Origin of the sequence: Bradyrhizobium pachyrhizi, from assembly GCF_029714545.1 — a bacterium.
Lineage (GTDB): Bacteria > Pseudomonadota > Alphaproteobacteria > Rhizobiales > Xanthobacteraceae > Bradyrhizobium > Bradyrhizobium pachyrhizi.
In genome coordinates this window covers 8,252,479-8,273,636 of the sequence record NZ_CP121667.1, presented here as the reverse complement: position 1 = coordinate 8,273,636, position 21,158 = coordinate 8,252,479, and the positions used below count along the sequence as shown (strand labels likewise).

Annotated in this window: 18 protein-coding genes and 1 pseudogene; 11 read left to right on the top strand and 8 right to left on the bottom strand. The window is 66.1% G+C overall.

Annotated features, from left to right (window positions below):
- The first annotated feature begins 1 nt into the window (after nt 1).
- The 3 genes from QA639_RS39095 (at nt 2) to QA639_RS39085 (ending at nt 3,579) form a co-directional block, all read left to right on the top strand.
- A complete protein-coding gene (locus QA639_RS39095) occupies nt 2-592 on the top strand; it encodes an SCO family protein (protein WP_026191944.1) in 591 nt (196 codons plus the stop codon).
- A 91-nt stretch (nt 593-683) separates the two neighbouring features.
- A complete protein-coding gene (locus tag QA639_RS39090; protein ID WP_283088726.1) occupies nt 684-1,712 on the top strand; it encodes an ABC transporter substrate-binding protein in 1,029 nt (342 codons plus the stop codon).
- A gap of 226 nt (nt 1,713-1,938) precedes the next feature.
- Nucleotides 1,939-3,579: a lysine--tRNA ligase gene (locus QA639_RS39085; RefSeq protein WP_283088725.1), complete on the top strand. Its 1,641-nt coding sequence runs from the start codon at nt 1,939-1,941 to the stop codon at nt 3,577-3,579.
- A 12-nt stretch (nt 3,580-3,591) separates the two neighbouring features.
- Here QA639_RS39085 and QA639_RS39080 read toward each other — a convergent pair whose 3' ends face one another.
- Nucleotides 3,592-4,524: a 2-dehydropantoate 2-reductase gene (locus QA639_RS39080; RefSeq protein ID WP_283088724.1), complete on the bottom strand. Its 933-nt coding sequence runs from the start codon at nt 4,522-4,524 to the stop codon at nt 3,592-3,594.
- A gap of 259 nt (nt 4,525-4,783) precedes the next feature.
- Here QA639_RS39080 and QA639_RS39075 point away from each other — a divergent pair, with 259 nt between their 5' ends.
- Nucleotides 4,784-5,569, top strand: coding sequence for a class II aldolase/adducin family protein (locus QA639_RS39075; protein WP_244978441.1), 786 nt, complete (start codon nt 4,784-4,786; stop codon nt 5,567-5,569).
- Between the two features lie 191 nt (nt 5,570-5,760).
- On the opposite strand, the gene QA639_RS39070 is transcribed toward QA639_RS39075, so the two are convergent.
- Entirely contained in the window at nt 5,761-6,414 is a 654-nt protein-coding gene (locus QA639_RS39070) for a S24 family peptidase (protein WP_157341998.1), read from the bottom strand.
- 200 nt (nt 6,415-6,614) lie between these two features.
- Between QA639_RS39070 and QA639_RS39065 the strand changes: the two genes are divergently transcribed.
- Complete coding sequence (locus QA639_RS39065) at nt 6,615-6,959, top strand: DUF952 domain-containing protein (protein ID WP_028334591.1); 345 nt, start codon at nt 6,615-6,617, stop codon at nt 6,957-6,959.
- Nucleotides 6,956-8,053 (top strand): quinone-dependent dihydroorotate dehydrogenase, encoded by a 1,098-nt coding sequence (locus tag QA639_RS39060; protein WP_225160952.1) that lies wholly within the window; start codon nt 6,956-6,958, stop codon nt 8,051-8,053. The genes QA639_RS39065 and QA639_RS39060 overlap by 4 nt, the downstream gene beginning before the upstream one ends.
- Nucleotides 8,054-8,317: 264 nt before the next feature.
- Here QA639_RS39060 and QA639_RS39055 read toward each other — a convergent pair whose 3' ends face one another.
- From QA639_RS39055 to QA639_RS39035, 5 genes are all read right to left on the bottom strand, one after another.
- The gene (locus QA639_RS39055) at nt 8,318-9,643 is read right to left on the bottom strand and encodes an MATE family efflux transporter (RefSeq protein ID WP_050382682.1); all 1,326 of its coding nucleotides are present in this window, start codon (nt 9,641-9,643) and stop codon (nt 8,318-8,320) included.
- Between the two features lie 113 nt (nt 9,644-9,756).
- Nucleotides 9,757-10,491 (bottom strand): MBL fold metallo-hydrolase, encoded by a 735-nt coding sequence (locus tag QA639_RS39050; protein ID WP_157341996.1) that lies wholly within the window; start codon nt 10,489-10,491, stop codon nt 9,757-9,759.
- A 22-nt stretch (nt 10,492-10,513) separates the two neighbouring features.
- The gene (locus tag QA639_RS39045; protein WP_028334595.1) at nt 10,514-10,819 is read right to left on the bottom strand and encodes a DUF6460 domain-containing protein; all 306 of its coding nucleotides are present in this window, start codon (nt 10,817-10,819) and stop codon (nt 10,514-10,516) included.
- Between the two features lie 96 nt (nt 10,820-10,915).
- A complete protein-coding gene (locus tag QA639_RS39040) occupies nt 10,916-12,625 on the bottom strand; it encodes a cisplatin damage response ATP-dependent DNA ligase (RefSeq protein ID WP_283088723.1) in 1,710 nt (569 codons plus the stop codon).
- On the bottom strand, nt 12,622-13,698 hold the full coding sequence (locus tag QA639_RS39035; protein WP_283088722.1) for a ligase-associated DNA damage response exonuclease: 1,077 nt from the start codon (nt 13,696-13,698) through the stop codon (nt 12,622-12,624). Before QA639_RS39035 ends, QA639_RS39040 begins: the two co-directional genes overlap by 4 nt.
- Before the next feature lie 130 nt (nt 13,699-13,828).
- On the opposite strand from QA639_RS39035, the gene QA639_RS39030 reads away from it, so the two are divergent.
- The 5 genes and pseudogenes from QA639_RS39030 (at nt 13,829) to pdeM (ending at nt 19,910) form a co-directional block, all read left to right on the top strand.
- Nucleotides 13,829-14,755 carry a class I SAM-dependent DNA methyltransferase gene (locus QA639_RS39030; protein ID WP_157341989.1) on the top strand — a complete coding sequence of 309 codons (927 nt, stop codon included), beginning with the start codon at nt 13,829-13,831 and terminating at the stop codon, nt 14,753-14,755.
- A gap of 170 nt (nt 14,756-14,925) precedes the next feature.
- A complete protein-coding gene (locus QA639_RS39025) occupies nt 14,926-16,152 on the top strand; it encodes an ABC transporter substrate-binding protein (RefSeq protein ID WP_028334599.1) in 1,227 nt (408 codons plus the stop codon).
- A gap of 249 nt (nt 16,153-16,401) precedes the next feature.
- Nucleotides 16,402-16,620, top strand: a pseudogene (locus tag QA639_RS42120) (hypothetical protein); the annotation flags it as partial.
- Between the two features lie 191 nt (nt 16,621-16,811).
- Nucleotides 16,812-19,175, top strand: a complete 2,364-nt coding sequence (locus tag QA639_RS39020; RefSeq protein WP_428841202.1) for a ligase-associated DNA damage response DEXH box helicase — start codon at nt 16,812-16,814, stop codon at nt 19,173-19,175.
- Between the two features lie 63 nt (nt 19,176-19,238).
- The gene (gene pdeM, locus QA639_RS39015; RefSeq protein ID WP_038377543.1) at nt 19,239-19,910 is read left to right on the top strand and encodes a ligase-associated DNA damage response endonuclease PdeM; all 672 of its coding nucleotides are present in this window, start codon (nt 19,239-19,241) and stop codon (nt 19,908-19,910) included.
- 373 nt (nt 19,911-20,283) lie between these two features.
- Here the strand turns inward: pdeM and QA639_RS39010 are convergent, their stop codons facing one another.
- On the bottom strand, nt 20,284-21,147 hold the full coding sequence (locus tag QA639_RS39010; RefSeq protein WP_028334601.1) for a LysR family transcriptional regulator: 864 nt from the start codon (nt 21,145-21,147) through the stop codon (nt 20,284-20,286).
- Nucleotides 21,148-21,158: the final 11 nt, after the last annotated feature.

Sequence of the window (21,158 nt, the reverse complement as noted above, 5' to 3'; positions counted from 1 at the left end):
CATGCCCCGGACCACGCGCCCATTGGTGATCTTCGCTGCCTTCGCGGGCAGTCTGGCGGTCGGCCTGTTCCTCATGCTGTGGGCGATCGGCGGCTTGCGCACCGTTGCCGCGCCGGCCGCGATCGGCGGGCCGTTCCAGCTCACCGACCAGTCCGGCCAGACCATTACCGACAAGAACCTTCAGGGCAAGCCGACCCTGATTTTCTTCGGATTCACCCATTGCCCGGACATCTGCCCGACCTCGCTGTTCGAGATCTCGGAGGTCCTGAAGGCGATGGGCAAGGACGCCGATCGCGTGAACGCCTATTTCGTCTCGGTCGATCCGGAACGCGACACCGCCACCGCGATGAAGGATTACCTGTCGAGCTTCGATCCGCACCTCAAGGGCCTGACCGGCGATCCCGCCGCGATCGCCAAGGTGCTGTCGAGCTATCGTGTCTACGCCAAGAAAGTGCCGCTGAAGGATGGCGACTACACGATGGACCACACCGCGCTGATCTATCTGATGGACCGCGACGGTCATTTCGTTGCGCCGTTCAATCTGAAACGGACGCCGGAAGAGGCGGCGGCCGATCTCAAACGGTATCTCTGATCGCCATTTCCGGTTCAGAATTAACCCAATCGGCGCTCGCTTCAGGCGCTGATTCGGCTATAAGCCGTTCAATTTCCTGAAATTGCCGGTTATGCCAAATCCCTCTGTCCAGCCCGTTGCCGTCCGTTCGCGCCAGCTTCGCCTGGCCGCGGGCATGATCGCGGCTGCCTTGCTGGCCCTGGCAGGTCCTGCGATCGGGCAGACGCCTCCAGCGCAGCCGCCGGCGGCCAAGGCGGCCCCTGCGCCGGCTCCGCCCATTAGTCCGGCGCCGGCTGCACCGCAAACCGCGCCTGCGGCCCCAGCGGCAACACAGCCGGCCCCGACCCTGTCGCCCAAGGCCGCCGCCGAGGCCGCGCCGCAGGCGGTGCCGGGTTTCTGGGACCCGCGGCGCCGGCCGGACCGCCCGGACTTGTCGCGCCTCACCGTGATCCGCTTCCTGACCGAGACCGACTATCCACCGTTCAATTTCACCGGCCCCGACGGCAATCCGGCCGGTTTCAACGTCGACCTCGCGCGTTCACTCTGCGACGAGATCAAGGTCACCTGCACCATCCAGATGCGCCGCTTCGAGACCCTGATCGATGCCCTGGCGACCAACCGGGGCGACGCCATCATCGCGTCGATGGCGGTGACGCCGCAGTTGCGCGCCAAGGTCGATTTCACCGATCCCTATTACCGCGCGCCGGCCCGCTTCGTGTCGCGCCGCGACAACGCGATGCCGGAAATCCGCCCGGAATATCTCGAGGGCAAGAAGGTCGGCGTCATCGCCGGCACCTCGCACGAGGCCTACCTCAAGGCGATGTTCACCGACGCGGAGATCCATTCCTATCCGGATAACGACACGCTGCGCGCGGCGCTGCGCCGCGGCGAGGTCGACTTCATCTTCGGCGATGCGATCTCGCTCGCGTTCTGGATCAACGGCACCGATTCCGCCGAATGCTGCGCCTTTGCCGGCGGCCCCTTTGTCGAGAGCCGCTATTTCGGCGAGGGCGTGGGCATCGCCGTCCGCAAGGGCAACGACCTGCTCCGGCAGTCGCTGAACTGGGCGCTGTTCCGGATCTGGGAAAAAGGCCGCTTCACCGATCTGTGGCTGCGCTATTTCTCGGTCAGCCCGTTCTGATGCTGTGCTCTTCACCTCTCCCCGCTTGCGGGGAGAGGTCGGAATTCAAGCGCAGCTTGAATTCCGGGTGAGGGGGACCCCCACCGCGAATTCCTCTCTTGCCGGTTACGCGGATGGAGCCCCTCACCCCAACCCTCTCCCCGCAAGAGCGGGGCGAGGGAGCGTCGTTTTGCATTTTGCCGCGAAAGCGTTAGTTTTCGCGGCCTTTTTGGAGAGAACCTGAGGAATGTCCGTGATTGATCCTTCTGCCAGCCCGAGCGACCTGCGGGCGCTCGCCGAACAATCCAACGCCTGGCCGTTCGAGCAGGCGAAAGCGATTGTGGCGCGGCTGAAGAAAAATCCCAAGGACGAGGTGCTGTTCGAGACCGGCTACGGCCCGTCGGGCCTGCCGCATATCGGCACGTTCGGCGAGGTCGCGCGCACCACGATGGTGCGCCACGCCTTCCGCGTGCTCACCGAGGACAAGATCAAGACCCGCCTGCTCGCCTTCTCCGACGACATGGACGGCCTGCGCAAGGTGCCGGACAACGTGCCGAACAAGGAGCTGCTGGAGCAGCATCTCGGCAAGCCGCTGACCAAGGTGCCCGATCCGTTCGGCACCCATCCGAGCTTCGGCCAGCACAACAATGCGCGGCTGCGCGCCTTTCTCGACCAGTTCGGCTTCGATTACGAGTTCGCGAGCTCGACCGAGTACTACACCTCCGGCCGTTTCGATGCCGCGCTGCTGCGCATGCTGGAGCGGATCGAGAAGGTGATGGCGATCATGCTGCCGTCGCTGCGCGAGGAGCGCGCGGCGAGCTACTCGCCGTTCCTGCCGATCTGCCCGCGCACCGGCCTCGTGCTCTACGTGCCGGTGACGGCGCACGACGCCAAGGCCGGCACGATCTCGTATGAAGATCCCGATACCAAGGAGACCGTCACCGTTCCTGTCACCGGCGGCCGTTGCAAGCTGCAATGGAAGCCGGACTGGGCGATGCGCTGGTACGCCCTCGGCGTCGACTATGAAATGGCCGGCAAGGACCTGATCGACTCGGTGAAGCTGTCGGGCAAGATCTGCTCGGCGCTCGGCGGCACGCCGCCGGAAGGTTTCAACTACGAACTGTTCCTCGACGAGAAGGGCCAGAAGATCTCGAAGTCGAAGGGCAACGGCCTGACGATCGACGAGTGGCTGCGCTACGCCTCGCCGGAGTCGCTGTCGCTGTTCATGTATCGCGAGCCCAAAGCGGCGAAGCGGCTCTATTTCGACGTCATCCCGCGCAATGTCGACGACTACCAGCAATTCCTCGACGGCTTCACGCGGCAGGAAGCGCGGCAGCAGCTGCAGAATCCGGTCTGGCACATCCATTCCGGCAAGCCGCCGCAGGCCGACATGCCTGTCACCTTCCAGCTGCTGCTGACGCTGGTGTCGTCGTCGAACGCGGAGAATGCCGAGACGCTGTGGGGTTTCATCGGCCGCTACCGGCCGGGCGTGACGCCGCAGACTCATCCGAAGCTCGACGCGATGGTCGGCTACGCCATCAACTACTATCGCGACTTCGTGGCGCCGACCAAGCAGTTCCGCGAGCCGACCGAGGGAGAGCGCGCGGCGTTGCAGGATCTGCGCGATGCGCTCGCCAACATGCCGGCGAACGCGAGCGCGGAAGACATCCAGAACGTGGTCTATGAGATCGGCCGCCGCGAGCCGTTCCTCGACATGGTCAAGAAGGGCAAGGACGGCCGTCCCGGCGTCTCGCTCGACTGGTTCAACATGCTCTACCAGGTGCTGCTCGGCCAGGAGAAGGGCCCGCGCTTCGGCTCCTTCGTCGCGGTCTACGGCGTGCAGAACGCGGTCAACATGATCGACGGCGCGCTGGCGCGGTCGTCGTAGGGATCGCGCCGCTCATCGCCGCTCGGCCTGCGCCGCGTCGCGCAGGCCGTCGCTGGTGGCGCGCAACAGCGTCAGCAGCAGGCCGTTGAGCGGCGTCGGCACGCCGTGCCGTTCGCCGGCCGCGACGATCGCGCCGGTGAGAGCATCGGCTTCGAACGGGCGTCCCGCGACACGATCGAAATACATCGAGGTGCCGGCGTCTGGCGGATAGGTCAACAACGTCGCCAGCATCAGCTCGGCCTCGTCGGGCGCGAGCTGGGCGCCGTCGGCGCGGCCGACATTCGCCGCCTCCTCGAGGATGGCGTGGCACAGCGCCTTGACGTCCGCGCGGCGGAACACCGCCTGCCGCTGCAAGGTGAGCGCGGTGATCGGATTGGCGACCGCATTGAGCAGAAGCTTGCGCCACGCCAGCGTGGTGAAATCGGCGGAGCGCCGCACGCGCATCGCCGTACCATCCAGCAGCCCTTCGAACGCGCGTCCGTCCGTGTCATCGGCAACCGCGAATTCATGCTCGCCGGCGCGGCGGAAACGGACGCGATCCGGCGCCAGCCGCTCGCCGTTGTAATAGACGATGGTCGGCACAACGGTGGCGGCGCCGACCAATGGCGCCAGCCGCTCGGCGTGGCCGATGCCGTTCTGCAGCACCGCGACGCGCGTCCGCGGCCCGCACAGCCTTTGCAGCCAGGGCGCGCTCGATTCCGTGTCCTGCGCCTTGGTCGACAACAACACCCAGTCGACCGGCGTCACCTCCGCCGGATCGGTGAGGGCGCGCAGCGGCACCTCCACCGTGCCTTCCGCCCGCTCGACCGTGAGCCGATCGAGCGGGCGCCGGACACAGGCGATCACGTCATGCCTGTCGACCGCCCGCAGCAGGCCGGCGATGATGCCGCCGATGCTGCCGAGGCCGACGATGGCGATGGTCTTGCGGTCGGATGGTCCTGTCATTGCGTAACTCTGGGCTTTGCGGAGTGTGTTGCGTTGGGTTGGAAAGTCAGGCCGCTCATGTGGCTTTCCGCCGCAGCCAACGAAGCCGCCGATCCGCCGTCTTCGCAGCGCATCATCACATAATGGTGGCGAGCCCGCAAAATTCGGATAGCAGGCCATCGGCAATTTCACCGGAGCCTGGCGCCGGATTGCGCTACACTCGCATCCATAAAATCAGCACGGCCTCCGCCGAGAGGCCGGCACAGATGGGAGCATGCGCATGCAGTTCAGGGTTTCGCCGACATCGCTGCAGGACAGTTCGAGCGCCGAGGAATGGCAGGCGCGGGTCGATCTCGCGGCGGCGCATCGGCTCGCCTATATCCACGGCTTTTCGGAAGGTATTTTCAACCATCTCACCTTGGTGGTGCCCGGCCGCACCGACCGCTACTACCAGATCCCGTTCGGCATGCACTGGTCGGAGGTGACAGCATCCTCCTTCATGGAGGTCGGCATCGACGACGCCGAGGTGAAGCGCGGCGAGGGTGAGGTCGAGCGCTCCTGCTATTGCATCCATGCACCGATCCACAAGGCGCTGCCGCAGGCCAAGGCCGTGTTCCACACCCACATGCCCTATGCGAGCGCGCTGACACGGCTCGAGGATCCGCGGATCAAGGAGATCGGGCAGACCGAGGTCGGGCTGTCGGAAGCGATCGCCTATGACGATCTCTACACCGGCCCCGCGCTCGATCCCGAGGAAGGCGCACGGCTCGCCAACGTGATCGGCAACAAGACCATCCTGTTCATGGCCAATCATGGCATCTCGACCGTCGGCGAGACGGTCGCCGATGCGTATGACCGGCTCTATTACATCGAGCGCGCCGCGCAGGTGCAGATCTATGCGATGTGGACCCAGCAGCCGCTCAAGCAATTGCCGCAGCATGTGGTGGAGAAGACCAAGCGCGATTTCCGCGACGACCATCTCTACAACGGCCCGTCCCCGGCGCAGCGGCATTTCGATGCGCTGAAGCGGATGCTGGATCGCAAGGAGCCGGACTACGCGACGTAAGAGGCGCACCGCAACCTCCGCCGTCGTCCCGGCGAAAGCCGGGACCCATTACCGCAGGGCTGGGTTGTTAGAGCAGGCTGTGGCCCCAGCGTGCGTAAGCGCAATGAGCGGTGGTTATGGGTCCCGGCTCCCGTGCGCAATTGCGCACTAGGCCGGGACGACACCGTTGTTGTGGCGTCTCGCGATGACCGCTACTGGCTCGCCCACACGACGCGCGCGATCCACGCGACCTCTTCGGCATCGAGCATGCGGTCGGGGTGCTCCGGATTGAGCGATGCGAGTTCCAGCATCTTGGCGGTGCGGCGTCTCAATTCCTTCACCATCACCTCGCCGCCGGTCGTGCGCACCACCACGCGGTCGCCGCGGCGGATCGCGGTCGCGGGTGACACCACGATGATGTCACCTTCGCGATAGGCCGGCTGCATCGAGTCGCCCTCGATCTCCAGCGCATAGGCGTGTTCGTCGGTGGTCGCCGGCAGCGCCACTTCGTCCCAGCCCTTGCCGGCGGGAAAGCCGCTGTCGTCGAAATAGCCGCCGGCCCCGGCCTGCGCGAAGCCGATCAGCGGCACCGACTGTCCGCCGCGCGCGCCATCGCCGAGCAACTGCACGAAGGTCTCCATGCTGGCATTGCTCGCCGCCAGCGCCTTGGAGAGCGACTCGGTCGAGGGCCAGCGCTCGCGCCCGTCGCCGGTCACGCGCTTGGATTTGTTGAAGGTGGTGGGGTCGAGTCCGGACTGCTTGGCAAGGCCCGACGGCGACAGGCCGGCGCGTTCGGCGAGCCGGTCGAGCGCGGCCCAGACCTGCGCGTGGGTCAGCGGTCGGGTGGCTTTGGGCTGTTTGGCCATCGAGGAGATCCCGGATGGTAGGAATTATTGCCTGAAACTTCGATTTTCGCAAATCTGCCGCCGGATCTGTCCCGACACCGCTTGAGTTGCGCCGCCGCCGCCGATACGGTCCCTCGCTCGCCAGATGGCGTCTGGGGCATTTTCCCCTCAAATCCGGATAAAACCCCAAGAGACTCAAGGACAAAAGGGAAGGCCGGCCCGTGCCGATGATCTACAAAATCACCCCCGCTTCGGCCTGGCGCGAGGCCGAACGGCAGGGCGTGTACCGGGGCAGTGCCGACGACAAACGCGACGGCTTCATCCATTTTTCCACCGCCTCCCAGGTGGCCGAGACCGCGCGCAAGCACTACCACGGGCAAACCGGCCTGTTCCTGGTCGCGGTCGATGCCGATGCGCTCGGCGACGCCCTGCGCTGGGAGCGGTCACGCAATGACGAGCTGTTCCCGCATCTCTATGGCGAGCTCGACCTCGGCGCGGTCACGGAGATACTCGACCTGCGCGCGCGCTCCGACGGTGGCCACGACGTTCCGGAGCTCAAGCCGTGATCCGTGCCTTCGACGCCTTCTCGCTGCCGCTGCTGCGCTGGTTCGATCCCGAGGATGCCCATCGCATGGCGATCCAGGGCCTGAAGCTGCTGCCGCCGATCCGGCAGCGGCCGGACGACCCCAAGCTCGCGGTGCGCGCCTTCGGACTCAACTTTCCAAACCCGATCGGCATGGCGGCGGGCTTCGACAAGAGCGCGGAGGCGCCCGACGCGCTGCTGCGGCTCGGCTTCGGCTTTGTCGAGATCGGCTCGGTGACGCCGAAGCCGCAAGGCGGCAACCCGCGGCCGCGGCTGTTTCGCCTGGAGCGTGACGAGGCCGTCATCAACCGCATGGGCTTCAACAATGATGGTGCGGAGGCCGTGCTGCGGCGGCTCGCCGCGCGCGCCAGCGCCGGCGGCATCGTCGGGGTCAATGTCGGGGCCAACAAGGATTCGCCCGACCGCGCCGCCGATTATGTGAAGCTGATCGAGACCTTTGCGCCGGTCGCGAGCTATTTCACCGTCAACGTCTCCTCGCCGAACACGCCGGGCCTGCGCAATCTGCAGCAATCGGCGGCGCTCGACGATCTGCTGGCGCGGGTCATCGACACCCGCGAGCGCGTGCGCAAGAACGCCGGCGACTCGCCGGTGCTGCTCAAGATCGCGCCGGACCTCAGCCTTGCCGAGCTCGACGACGTCGTGCACATCGCCCGCTCGCGGCGCGTCGACGGCATGATCGTCGCCAACACCACGCTGGCGCGTCCCTCGACCTTGCGTGAGGAGAATCGCGCCAAGGAGCAGGGCGGCCTGTCGGGCCGTCCGCTGTTCCGGCTGTCGACGCGGATGGTGGCCGAGACCTATGTCCGTGTCGAAGGCGCGTTTCCGCTGATCGGCGTCGGCGGCATCGATAGCGGCGGCGCCGCACTGACCAAGATCCGCGCCGGGGCCAGCCTGATCCAGCTCTACTCCTCGCTGGTCTACAAGGGCCTCGGCCTTGTCGACGACATCAAGCGCGATCTGTCCTCGACCCTGCTGCGCACCGGCCGGGATTCGCTGTCGGAAATCGTCGGCGCCGACGCGGCGACCATCACCGCCGAGGACTGGCCGGTGAGGTAGTTGCCCGTCGCCCGGATGAAGCGAAATCCGGCTGCGCCCCAACCTCCCCTTGAAAAGGGGAGGTCGCTTTGCTCGCCAGAGCAAAGCGGGTAGGGATCAGCTCTCTCCATGAGCTGCGTCGCCTGTGGCTGACCCCCATCCCGACCTTCCCCCTTTTCAGGAAGGGGAAGAGAACTTCGTAGCCCGGAAGCGCAGCGCAATTCGGGACAGTCTCGTCGCGGCACAGCTCCCCAAATTTCGCTTCGCTTCATCCGGGCTACGGACTTACACAGTCTTGAACGTCTTCCTGAGCAGCGCCGGATAGCGCAGGCCCTGCAGGCCGCCGCGTGCGACGTAGAAGCCGAGCAGCGCGATCCACAGGCCGGTGTTGCCGAACGAGCTGAGCACCCACCAGGTGGCGAGGAAGATCGCGAGCGAGGCCAGCATCAGATTGCGCATCTCGCGCGCCCAGGTAGCACCGACATAGATGCCGTCGAAGCCGAACGCGAAGACGCCGGGCAGGGGTGCCAGGATCACGAACGGCAGGAACTCGCGCGCATAGCGGCGCACGTCGTCGCTGGTCGTCATCAGATTGATCAGCGCCGCTCCGAACAGTGCGAACAGCACCGACACCATCAGCGCAAAGCCGATGCCCCACAGCAGCACCAGCCGGGTCGAATCGGAAAAGCCGCGTGCATCGCGCGCGCCGAATGCGCGGCCGCACAGTTGCTGGGCGGCGTTGGCGAGGCCGTCGAGAAAGAAGGCGCTGACCAGCAGGAAATTGTTCAGCACCGAATTCGCCGCCAGCGTCACGTCGCCTTCGCGCGCGCCCTTGGCGGTGAAGAACAGGAACACGACGATCAGCGCCGCGGTGCGGACCATGATGTCGCGGTTGACGGCCAGCATGCGCATCAGCTTGGCGCGATCGAACAGCGTGGCCGCGGGAACCGCGAAGCCATTTTGCGAGATCCGCCACGCCACGACGATGCCGACCGCAAAACCCGTGGTCTCCGCAAGCACCGCGGCGATCGCGGCACCGGCGATGCCGGCGCCGTAGACCTGCACCAGCAGCACGGTTGCGATCATGTTGATGATGTTGATCACGATCTGCAGCGCCAGCGCCAGATTGGCGCGGGCCTGGCCGACCAGCCAGCCCAGGATGACGTAATTGGCGAGCGCCAGCGGCGCCGACCAGATCCGGATCATGAAATAGCTCTCGGCCGCGCGCGTGACGCCCTCGCTGCCGCCCATCAGCTGGAATGTGACGGCGGCGAGCGGCACCTGCAGCGCGATCAGCGCCGCGCCGATCAGGCCGGCGACGATGAAGCCGCGCACCAGGATTGCGGCATATTCCTTGATCTCGCCGGCGCCCTGCGCCTGCGCGGTGAAGGCCAGCGTGCTCATGCGCAGGAAGGCGAACAGCCAGAACAGGCAGTCGAAGATCACCGAGGCCATCGCAACGCCGCCGAGCAGCGCAGCATCGTCGAGGCGACCGATCGCGGTGGTCGAGACGATGCCGATCAGCGGCGTGGTCAGGTTGGCGACCATCGCGGGGCCGGCGATGGCGAACACCTCGCGCGTCGTGATCTTCGGGTGGATGGGTGCGTGCATGGCTACAGTTGCAAGGAATATTCGCTTCTATCGCGTCAACCGTCGCGCGGCCATGCTGGAATTGTTCTCGGAGCAATGCGATGGCGGAGGGGCAGCCGACAAGGCGTGCATGGTCAGAACACCACGACCATGCCATCGCTTGCCGCCGTGTAGCGCAAATCGTCGACGCGGCCGAGCATGTCGTCGCTCATATGGGTCAGCACCACGCGCTTGGCGTTGATGGCCGGCAAATGCGCTTCCAGTGTCTTCAGGCTGAGATGGTTCTTGACCATCTTGTCGTACATGTAGGCTTCGGCGATGAAGAGGTCGGCGTCCTGCGCCGCCGGAATCAGCGCGTCGGTCCATTCGGTATCGGCGCTGTAGCTGATGATGCGTCCCTCGGCCTCGACGCGATAGGCCAGGAACGGCCCGCCGGATTCGCCATGCACGACAGGATAGGGCGTCACGGCCACCTCGCCAAAGCTGCGCCTTTCGCGCGGCGCCAGCGTGACGACGGACAGATCGAAGCGCTGCCTGGTTTTGGAGGAATGCTCGAACATCACCTCCATCACCGCAGGCAGTTTCGTTTCGATACCTTGAGGCCCGGCAATCACCAGCGGCCGGGTGCGGCGGGAGAACTGCGCGTCGAGCAGGAAGAACGGCAGGCCGGCAAAATGGTCGCCGTGGAAATGCGTAATCAGGATCACGTCGATCGCGTCGCGGTCGACCTCGAGCCGCTTCATCGCCGGCAGCGACGAGGCGCCGCAATCGATCAGGAGATTGGTGCGTGCACCGCTGACGTGGAAACAGGTGTTGAAGCGGCCGCCGGAACCGAATGCATCGCCGCAGCCGACAAATCGCAATTGCATCGGCTGCGAACCCTCCTTGGGATCAGCGGCCGCGCGGCGCGCCGAACAGCCGCGACAACAGCCAGATCGGAATCACGATGACGGCGCCGAGCAGGAAGTAGCGCCAGGCCCAGTTGATCGCGTCGAAGCCGAAATCCCAGATGCTCTGGAACAGCCTGCGGATGCTGTTGAGGATGTTCCACGGATCGAGGCCGATCGCGGCGAGCACGACACCAACCAAAATCGACAGCAGAATCAACCGGAACGCCACAGAGAGCGGCGATCCGCCGAGAAAGCGGTACAGGCCGTCACTGCGGCCGGCCGGCAAGTCCCGGATGTCGTTTGGCATTGCTCTCTCCCGCGGAATCGCCCGCATTATAGGTCACGGCGGTGCACATGGGAAACCCGCGCACCGCGATCAATGGCTGCCATGCACGCTTGGGATTTAACTTCCTGTCATGGAGATTAACATCCGTTCAAGCGTCTCCAGCCGGTCGGCTTCGCGCGGCGGCTTGTCCCAGCGCAGGCGGCTGATCCGGGGGAAGCGCATTGCGACGCCGGATTTGTGACGCGGCGAGCGCTGCAATCCCTCGAAGGCGACCTCCAGCACCAGCCCCTGATCCGGCTCATGCACGACATGGCGCACCGGGCCGAACTTCTCGGTGGTGTTGCGGCGGACGAAGCGGTCGATCTGCAACAGCTCCTCGTCGGTGAAGCCGAAATAGGCCTTGCCGACCGGCACCAACTCGTCGCCGGCCTCGCCATGGGTCCAGACCCCGAACGTATAGTCGGAGTAATAGGACGAGCGCTTGCCGTGGCCGCGCTGGGCATACATCAGCACGGCGTCGATGATGTGTGGATCGCGTTTCCACTTCCACCACGGGCCCTTCGGCCGTCCGGGCAGATAGGGCGCGTCGCGCCGCTTCAGCATCACGCCTTCGACCGCGTCGGCATCGTCGCCGGCGCCGGCGCTCTTGGGATCGGCGCGCGCCGCGGCCAGCTCTTCCCAGCTCGCGAACGGGACGGTTGGCGACAGATCGATGCGCGGATCATTCAGCTTGGCGACGAAGGCTTCGAGATGCGCGCGGCGTTCGGTGAAGGGCAGCTCGCGCAGATCGTTCTCGTCGTCGCCGAGCAGGTCGTAGGCGCGCAGGTGGATCGGAAATTCCTTGATCAGCTTCGGCGAAACGACTTTGCGGTTCAGCCGCTGCTGCAACACGTTGAAGGTCTGCACGCGGCCGTCGCGCAGCACCAGCAATTCGCCGTCGATCGCGCCGGGCAGATGCAGCGACGGCACGAGATCCGGAAAGCTGCCGGTGATGTTCTCGCCGGTGCGCGAATAGAGCCGCGCCTGGACATGGCCGCGCGCGTCGCGGCCGGACACCGCCTGCACCCGGATGCCGTCCCATTTCCATTCCGCGCTGAAATCGGCGGCGTCGAGATTGGCGAAATCGCCATCCTCGATCGCGTGCGCCAGCATCACCGGGCGGAACGGCGCAGGGTCGCGGTTGACCGGTTTGTCGCCGCGGCCCTCGAGCCAGGCGAACAGGTCGAGATAGGGCGGCGACAGGCCGGGCCACATCAGCTCGATCTCGTGCGGGTCTTTGTCGCCGAGCGCCGCAGCCGCGGTCTTCGCCAGCCGCGCCGAGATCCCGATCCGCATCGCGCCGGTGACGAGCTTCAAGAGCGCCCAGCGCCCGATCTCGTCGAGCTCGTCCAGCCAGCGCGCCAGCTGTGCCGGCAACTCGGCCTTGCCGAGCGTGCGCAACGTGGTGACGACGTCGGTCAGGGTGGGAGGCGGCGGGTTGTTGTGGGTGCGGAGAATCTCACTGCTATCCTGCCCGCGGTGGCCCAGCAATGACTCGTTGCGAGATGCATCAGTCGCCTTCGGCCACATCAGCGCGACTGTTTCCGAAAGATCACCGACGTAGTCGTAGGAGTAGCCGAACAGCACCGGGTCGGCGCGCTCGGTGATCAGGTCGCGGATCAGGCCAGGCTTGGCGTGCTTGAACGACAGCGCGCCGGTCAGCGCCGCCAGCGCGTAGCCGCGGTCGGGGTCCTCGGTCTCGCGGAAATAGGCGACTAACAGCTTGATCTTGTTGTTGCGGCCGGACTCGTAGGCGAGGCGGTCGAGCAGCTCGGCGAAGCGGTTCATGTTTCTGCCTCGCCGGCGGACTCGGCTTCGCCAGCGGGCTTGGCCTCGCCGGTCAGTGCGGCCGTCTCGCCCTCGTCCTCGTCGCCATAGCCGACCAGATCGAGCGGCCGCGCGGCAAGGCCTTTGGTCTTGCACCAATGCACCAGCGCATCTTCCTGGCCGTGGGTGACCCAGATCTCGCCGGCGCCGGTCGCCGCGATCGTCGCCGTCAGCCCGTCCCAGTCCGCATGATCTGATATCACCAGCGGCAGCTCGACGCCGCCCTGCCGGGCCCGGGCGCGCACGCGCATCCAGCCCGAGGCGAATGCGGTGACCGGATCGGGGAAACGGCGCGTCCAGACATCGGATGTCGCGCTCGGCGGCGCCAGCGTGATGGTGCCGGCCAGCTCGGCCTTCTTCATGCCGCGCGCGGGCCGGAGCTCGCCGAGCGCAATGCCGCGCTCCTGATAGTAGTAAGTGATCTTCTCCATCGCGCCATGCAGGTAGATCGGCGCGTCGTAGCCGGCCTCGCGTAGCAGCGCGATCACGCGCTGCGCCTTGCCGAGCGAATAGGCGCCGACCAGATGCGCGCGCTCCGGGAACAATTTGACCGACGCCAGCAGCTTGTTCACTTCGCCGGCGGCATCGCCATGGCGGAACACCGGCAATCCAAACGTCGCCTCTGATATGAAGACGTCGCAGGGCACCAGCTCGAACGGCGCGCAGGTCGGGTCGCGCGCATCCTTGTAGTCGCCGGAGGCGACGACGCGGGTGTCCTTGCAGGTGACGGAAATCTGGGCGGAGCCCAATACGTGACCGGCGGGATGAAACGTCACCGTGACGTCGCCGAGCCCGATCTCCTCGCCATAGGCGATCGCCTGCACCGATCCGGCGAAATTCTCGCCATAGCGCAGCCGCATCATGTCGAGCGTTTCCTGGGTCGCGAGCACGGCGCCGTGACCCGCCCGCGCATGGTCGGAATGCCCATGGGTGATCAGTGCCCGTTCGACCGGCCTGACAGGATCGATGTGGAAGCCGCCGGGCTTGCAGCAAAGCCCGGCCGGGACGGGCATCAGGATGTCTTGCGGGCGCATCGTCCCTATATAGGCGCTCGATCCGCGATGTTTAGCCGGATCCGCAGGCTTGACCCGTGCATCCATCTCCGGAAAAAGTCCGTGCTTTGATGGATGGCCGGACCCGGCCGAGATTGGTTCCTTAAAGCGAATGGCCCTCCGCCTGTTTCTGTCCTCCGGCGACCTCGTCGCCGACCGCCGCTACGAGTTCGCGCGCGACCTGCAATTGAAGGGCGATCTGCCGGCTGCCGCCGAGCTGCTCGAACAGGCGATCGAGCTTGTGCCGAAATTCCCGTCGGCCTGGTACACGCTGGGCAAGATCCGCCTGGAGCTCGGCCAGCGCGAGGCCGCGATCGCAGCGTTCCGCGGCGCGCGCGACGCCGATCCCGAAGACCGGCATGGCGCCGGCCTTCACCTGATGCAGCTCGGCGTCGAGGCCGTCAGTTCGATGCCGCCGGGCTATGTCCAGACGCTGTTCGATCAATATGCGCCGCGCTTCGAGGCCGCGCTGGTCGGCGATCTCGGCTATCGCGGCCCGGCGCTGCTGTTCAAGGCGGTGCTGTCGGTGCGTGCGGGCGCAAAGAAACCGGCCTTCTTCAAGCGCGCGATCGATCTCGGCTGCGGCACCGGGCTGGCGGCCGGTGCATTCGCCCGGCATGTCGATCGCTTCATCGGCATCGACCTGTCGCCGCGCATGATCGACAAGGCGCGCGCGACCGGCCTTTATGCCGAGCTCGAGGTCGACGACATGTTGAAGGCCGTTTCGGCCAAGCGCGAGGCCAGCGCCGAATTGATCCTGGCCGCCGATGCAATGGTCTATGTCGCCGATCTCGCGCCGGTGCTCGCCGAGGCCAGCCGCGTGCTGGTGGCGGGCGGCGTGCTCGCCTTCACGGCCGAGACCCATGACGGCGAAGGCGTCATTATCGGCGAGGGACTGCGCTACGCCCACAGCGCAGCTTACGTGCGCGACACCGTCGCTGCCGCGGGGCTGACGCTGGCCCAGCTCGACGATCTCTCGGCGCGCAATGAAGACAATATCCCGGCACCCGGACTCGTCGCCGTCGCGGTCAAGCCTTAACGCACCCTCTCCCACAAGGGGAGAAGGGAAGAGAGCGTCGCCTCACACTCAAACTTGAGTCTACACGCTACGCATTTGCCGTGACGCGGCATTGCGCCGCAAAGTCATGACTTCGCGCTTGCCCGGCGCAAAGCGGAATGCGAGAGCTTTTCGCCTCAGGGAGAGAAATAATGAAAAAACATACACGGCGCGAGTTCGGCGCCACTGCATTGTCTGTGATCGCCGCGTCCGTGCTGCCCGCGCCTTTCGTCCGGGCCGCCGACAAGAAGTACGATCCGGGTGCCAGCGACACCGAGATCAAGCTCGGCCAGACCGTGCCGCATTCCGGCCCCGGCTCGCTCTATGGTGTGCTGGGCCGCGTCGGCGAAGCCTATTTCCAGATGCTGAACGACAAGGGCGGCATCAACGGCCGCAAGGTGAAATTCCTCACCATGGACGATGCCTACAGCGCGCCGAAATGCGTCGAGGCGACACGCCGTCTGGTCGAGCAGGAGGAGGTGCTGGCGCTGTATGGCTCGCTCGGCACCGCGCCGCAGACCTCCGTGCACAAATACCTCAATTCCAAGGGCGTGCCGCAGCTGTTGCTCAACACCGGCGCCTCGAAGTGGAACGATCCGAAGAACTTCAAATGGACCATGGCCGGCCTGCCGCTCTATCCGACCGAGGCGCGCATCCTCGCCAAGCACGTCGTCAGCGTGAAGCCCAACGCCAAGGTCGGCATCCTCTACCAGAACGATGATTTCGGCCGCGACTTCCTCGGGCCGTTCAAGAAGGTGCTGGCCGATGCCGGCGGCAAGGCACAGGTGATCATGGAGCAGACCTATGATCTCACCGATCCGACGGTCGATTCGCAGCTCATCAATCTCTCGAAGTCGGGCGCCGACGTCTTCTACAACATCACCACCGGCAAGGCGACGTCGCAGTCGATCCGCAAGGTGACCGAGCTCGGCTGGAAGCCGCTGCAATTGCTGTCGGCGGGCTCGACCGGCCGTTCGATCCTGAGCGCCGCGGGCCTCGAGAACGCCAAGGACATCGTCGCGATCCGCTACAACAAGGAAGTCGGCGTACCCCGGTATGAGAAGGATCCGGACGTGATCGCGTTCGAGGAGCTGCGCAAGAAGTACCTGCCGAACATCGACCCCGACAACACCATCGCCTTCGCCGGCTATGGGCAGGCGGCAACGATGGGCGAAATCCTGCGCCGCTGCGGCGACGACCTGACCCGCGCCAACGTGCTGAAGCAGGCTACCACGCTCGCCGGTTTCCACTCGCCCTATTTCCTTGAAGGCATCAATTACAGCTATACGCCCGACGACTACACGCCGATGAAGACGCTCTATGTCTCGATCTTCAACGGCAAGGATTGGGACCTCTCCGGCCAGCCGATGACGGAGTAGCGGTGGAGCACGCTGTTCCTTAACCTCGCCCCGCTTGCGGGGAGAGGTCGGATCGCATCGCAAGATGCGATCCGGGTGAGGGGGCACAGGTCTCACGGCACTCGCCGCTCGCGGAAGCAGTCCCTCACCCCAACCCTCCCCGTGAAGGACGGGGAGAGGGAGTCGAAGCGTCCTGTCGCGGCCCCTTGCCACCTGCCGCCATTTCCGTCCGCCCTCGACGAAGCCGCCTGAACCACCTACCTCTTGGGCGTGTCGACGCTCGATCTCTTCTCCGTTCCGCCGTCGGAAACGGCCGATCTCCTGCCGCGCCGGTTTCGCGACTGGTTTGCCTCACGCGGCTGGTCGCCGCGCGAGCATCAGCTCGCGCTGCTGGCGAAAGCGCGCGAGCAACGCTCCGCGCTGCTGATCGCGCCCACTGGGGCGGGCAAGACGCTGGCGGGGTTCTTGCCGACACTGGTGGAGTTGAGTGGAGAAGGATTCGACCGCGGTGCTTCTGCTCACCTCCCCCTGAAAGGGGAGGTCGGCGTGCTCCGGCGCGCGATAGCGCGGCCGAGCGCGACGGGTGGGGGTCAGCCACGGGCACGGAGCAAGCGCCTGACCCCCACCCCAACCCTCCCCGTTTCAGGGGGAGGGAGCCCGACGATCTCGCAAGCGACGAAATTGAATCGAGGACAGTTCGCCCAGCCCTTATCTCCACCGGCCGTGGCGTTCGCCGCAGCGGCGGGCTGCACACGCTTTACATCTCACCGCTGAAAGCGCTCGCGGTCGATATCGCGCGCAATCTGGAGACGCCAGTCGCCGAGATGGGGCTGCCGATCAGGATCGAGACCCGCACCGGCGACACGCCGGTGTCGCGGCGGCAGCGGCAGCGGCGCTATCCGCCCGACATCCTGCTCACCACGCCGGAGCAGCTGGCGCTGCTGCTGGCATCCGATGACGCGCCGTTCCTGTTCTCCTCGCTGAAGCGCATTGTGCTCGACGAGCTGCATGCGCTCGTCACCTCCAAGCGCGGCGATCTGCTGTCGCTCGGACTTGCGCGGCTCTGGACCATCGCGCCGCAGATCCGCGCCATTGGTCTCTCGGCGACGGTCGCCGAGCCGGAGCAGCTCGCGCGCTTCCTGGTGCCGCAGCCCGGTGGCGAGAACGCGTCCGCTGACGTCGTCACCGCCGGCGGCGCCGCGCCGCCGGTGGTCGAGATGCTCGACACGCGGGAACGGCTGCCATGGTCCGGCCACAGCGCGCGCCACGCGCTGCCCGAGGTCTACGAGCTGATCAAGCGCAACAAGACCACGCTGGTGTTCGTCAACACCCGCAGCCAGGCCGAGATGCTGTTCCAGGATCTCTGGCGCATGAATGACGATGGCCTTGCGATCGCGCTGCATCACGGCTCGCTCGACGTCGCGCAGCGCCGCAAGGTCGAGGACGCGATGGCCGCCGGAAAGCTGCGCGGCGTGGTCTGTACCTCTTCGCTCGATCTCGGCGTCGACTGGGGCGATGTCGACCTCGTCATCAATATCGGCGCGCCGAAAGGTTCGTCGCGGCTGATGCAGCGGATCGGCCGCGCCAACCACCGCTTCGATGAGGCCTCGCGCGCCGTGCTGGTGCCGGCCAACCGGTTCGAGGTGCTGGAATGCCGTGTCGCGATCGACGCGATCGCCGAGAATGCGCAGGACACGCCGCCGCTGCGCTCGGGCGCGCTCGACGTGTTGGCCCAGCACGTGCTCGGCTGCGCCTGCGGCAAGCCGTTTCTGTCCGATGAACTCTATGATGAGGTCAGGACCGTCGCGCCCTATGCATCGCTCGCACGCTCCGATTTCGACGATGTGGTCGACTTCGTCGCCACCGGCGGCTACGCGCTGAAGACCTATGAGCGTTTCGCGCGCATCAAGCAGGATAAGCAGGGCCGCTGGCGCGTCACCAATCCGAAGGTGCGGCAGAGCTATCGCCTCAACGTCGGCACCATCGTCGAAGAGACCATGCTCAAGGTGCGGCTGGTGCGCTCGCGCGCCGGCGGCCAAGGAAAAAGTAGCGGATCGACCGGCGCGATCGCCCGCGGCGGCCGGATGCTGGGTGAGATCGAGGAAGTCTTCATCGAGGGCCTCGTGCCCGGCGACACGTTTGTCTTTGGCGGCGAGGTGGTGCGCTACGAGGCCTTGGTTGAAGACCAGGTCTATGTCTCCCGTGCCAATGATAAAGATGCAAAAGTGCCGTCCTATATGGGCGGCAAGTTCCCGCTGTCGACCTATCTCGCCGAACGCGTCCGCAAGCTGCTGGACAACAGCCGCGCCTGGAACGGATTGCCGGACCAGGTGCACGACTGGCTGTCACTGCAGCGAAAATTCTCGCGTGTCCCGGCGGTGCGCGAGCTACTGGTCGAGACCTTTCCGCGCGGCGGCAGCCATTATCTGGTCTGCTACCCCTTCGAGGGCCGGCTCGCGCATCAGACGCTCGGCATGCTGCTGACGCGCCGGCTGGAGCGCGCCCGCGCCCGTCCGCTCGGCTTCGTCGCCAACGAATATGCGCTCGCGGTCTGGGGCGTCGGCGATCTCTCCTTCATGATCCGCCACGGCAAGCTCGATCTCAACGCGCTGTTCGATCCCGACATGCTCGGCGACGACCTCGAGGCGTGGCTTGCGGAATCCGCGCTGATGAAGCGGACCTTCCGCAACTGCGCCATCATCTCCGGGCTGATCGCGCGCCGCTTTACCGACGAGGAGAAGTCGCGCCGCCAGGTGCTGTTCTCGACCGACCTGATCTACGACGTGCTGCGCAAGCACCAGGCCGACCATGTGCTGCTGCGCGCCGCGCGCGGCGACGCCGCCGCGGGATTGCTCGATCTCCGCCGCCTCAGCGACATGCTTGCGCGCATCCACGGCCGAATCACCCACAAGGACCTCGACCACGTTTCTCCGCTTGCCGTCCCCGCGCTGCTGGAAATCGGCCGCGAGTCAGTTTATGGCGAAGCATCCGACGAGCTCCTGGCCGAGGCGGCCGAGGAACTCGTGCGGGAGGCGACGACGTAACGCTGGTACTCTGGGGAACAGGACGTGACGGCAAGCGCGCAGGTTTTGCGAGACGGTGACGACATGCGCGTTTCGAGGGTCACGGTGGCGGATGTCGGATTCGTGGCGGATTTCTCCGGCGCGCTGTTCTGGGAAGCGCAGCGCCTGCTCGTGGTGTCCGACCTGCATCTGGAAAAAGGCTCGAGCTTCGCCAGCCGCGGCGTGCTGCTGCCGCCCTACGATACGGTCGCCACGCTGAGCCGGCTCGCTGCCGTGATTGCGCGTCACGATCCGCAGCGGGTGATCGCGCTCGGCGACAGCTTTCACGATCGCGATGCGCATGAACGCCTGTCGGATCCGGATCGCGAGGCGCTCGCGGCGTTGCAGCTGCGGCGCAACTGGATCTGGATCTCGGGCAATCACGATCCGGCGCTGCCGTCCGATCTCGGCGGCGTGGTCGCGACCGAAGTCGCGATCGGTCCGATCGTGTTCCGCCATGAGCCGACCGGCGCAGCCGGCGAGATCGCCGGGCACCTGCACCCCAAGGCGCGGGTGCCGACCCGCGGCCGCTCGATCGAGCGCCGCTGCTTCGCCAGTGACGGCGAGCGCGCGGTGATGCCGGCGTTCGGCGCCTACACCGGGGGCCTGAGCATCCGCGACGCCGCGTTCACACGGATTTTCGGATCGCCCGGCTTCATGGCCCATGTGCTCGGCGACAACCGCGTCCACGCGTTCGTCGCGTCGCGGTGTTATTGAGGATCGCGTACCACACACCCGGTGTCGTCCCGGGCAAGCGCAGCGCGACCCGGGACCCATAACCACCGATCGTCGTTGTTGCGCGACGATGGGGCCACTGCCTGCTTTAACAACTCGACCCTGTGGTTATGGGTCCCTGCTTTCGCAGGGACGACAGCGGAGTAGCGGTGCGGTCTCAGCCCTACGCCGCCTTCGCCTGCCGCGCCGCACATTCGGCGTCGTCCCGGGCAAGCGCAGCGCGACCCGAGACCAGAACCATCGATCGTCGTTGTTGCGCAACGATGGGGCCACCGCCTGCTTTAACAACTCGACCCTGTGGTTGTGGGTCCCTGCTTTCGCAGGGACGACAGCGGAGTAGCGGCGCGATCTCGCCCTAAGCCGCCTTGGCCTGCACGCTCTCGCAATACTCCGCCAGCCTGTCCGCCAGCCGCAGTGTCGCCGGGCTGGCTTCGGGGGCGGCGACGAGGGCGACCTCGGTGCGGTCGATCGGCGCAAAGCCGTCCTTTGCGGTCAGCACGCGATGCTCGGGCTGGATCGACATTTCCGACAGAATGCTGAGCCCGAGGCCCGCGGCGACCGCGGCCTGGATGCCGGCGAGGCTGGAGGAGGTGTAGGCCATGTGCCAGTTGCGGCCGGCGCTCTCCAGCGCATGGATGGCGCGGGCGCGGTAGAGACAGCCCGAGGCGAAACCGATCAGCGGAACCGAGCCGGCCGTCGTATCGCGCGGGTGGCTCTTGCTGGTGACCCAGTGCACGCGTTCAGGCCAGACCGCGATGCCGCCCTTCTCATTGGCGGCGCGCTTGATCAGCGCCAGATCGAGATCGCCGCGCTCGAGATCACGGTAAAGGAACAAGCTCTGGCCGGAGCGCACGTCGAGCCGCAAGTTCGGATGGCTGCGCGCGAAGGTGGCGAGCAGCTTTGTCAGCCGATAGGCGGCAAAGTCCTCGGTGATGCCGATCCGGATCGCGCCTTCGCTGCCGGGTCGCGAGAGCACGTCACGGGCCTCTTCGGCGAGCGACAATAGCCGCCGCGCATAGGTCAACAGCCGCTCGCCGGCTTCCGTCGGGGTGACATCCTTGCCGCTACGGATCAGCAGCGGCTGGCCGACATCCTCCTCCAGGCGCTTGATCTGCTGGCTCACCGTCGACTGCGTGCGGTGGACGCGCTCTCCGGCGCGGGTGAAGCCGCCGGCATCGACCACCGAGACGAAACTGCGCAACAGCTCCAGGTCGAGCATCGCAGCCTCCA

Excerpts from the sequence above, each read along its gene's own strand:
- QA639_RS39095 (WP_026191944.1), top strand. The coding sequence starts at position 2 with ATGCCCCGGACCACGCGCCCATTGGTGATCTTCGCTGCCTTCGCGGGC.
- QA639_RS39090 (WP_283088726.1), top strand. The coding sequence starts at position 684 with ATGCCAAATCCCTCTGTCCAGCCCGTTGCCGTCCGTTCGCGCCAGCTT.
- QA639_RS39085 (WP_283088725.1), top strand. The coding sequence starts at position 1,939 with ATGTCCGTGATTGATCCTTCTGCCAGCCCGAGCGACCTGCGGGCGCTC.
- QA639_RS39080 (WP_283088724.1), bottom strand. The coding sequence starts at position 4,524 with ATGACAGGACCATCCGACCGCAAGACCATCGCCATCGTCGGCCTCGGC.
- QA639_RS39075 (WP_244978441.1), top strand. The coding sequence starts at position 4,784 with ATGCAGTTCAGGGTTTCGCCGACATCGCTGCAGGACAGTTCGAGCGCC.
- QA639_RS39070 (WP_157341998.1), bottom strand. The coding sequence starts at position 6,414 with ATGGCCAAACAGCCCAAAGCCACCCGACCGCTGACCCACGCGCAGGTC.
- QA639_RS39055 (WP_050382682.1), bottom strand. The coding sequence starts at position 9,643 with ATGCACGCACCCATCCACCCGAAGATCACGACGCGCGAGGTGTTCGCC.
- QA639_RS39050 (WP_157341996.1), bottom strand. The coding sequence starts at position 10,491 with ATGCAATTGCGATTTGTCGGCTGCGGCGATGCATTCGGTTCCGGCGGC.
- QA639_RS39045 (WP_028334595.1), bottom strand. The coding sequence starts at position 10,819 with ATGCCAAACGACATCCGGGACTTGCCGGCCGGCCGCAGTGACGGCCTG.
- QA639_RS39040 (WP_283088723.1), bottom strand. The coding sequence starts at position 12,625 with ATGAACCGCTTCGCCGAGCTGCTCGACCGCCTCGCCTACGAGTCCGGC.
- QA639_RS39035 (WP_283088722.1), bottom strand. The coding sequence starts at position 13,698 with ATGCGCCCGCAAGACATCCTGATGCCCGTCCCGGCCGGGCTTTGCTGC.
- QA639_RS39030 (WP_157341989.1), top strand. The coding sequence starts at position 13,829 with ATGGCCCTCCGCCTGTTTCTGTCCTCCGGCGACCTCGTCGCCGACCGC.
- QA639_RS39025 (WP_028334599.1), top strand. The coding sequence starts at position 14,926 with ATGAAAAAACATACACGGCGCGAGTTCGGCGCCACTGCATTGTCTGTG.
- pdeM (WP_038377543.1), top strand. The coding sequence starts at position 19,239 with ATGCGCGTTTCGAGGGTCACGGTGGCGGATGTCGGATTCGTGGCGGAT.
- QA639_RS39010 (WP_028334601.1), bottom strand. The coding sequence starts at position 21,147 with ATGCTCGACCTGGAGCTGTTGCGCAGTTTCGTCTCGGTGGTCGATGCC.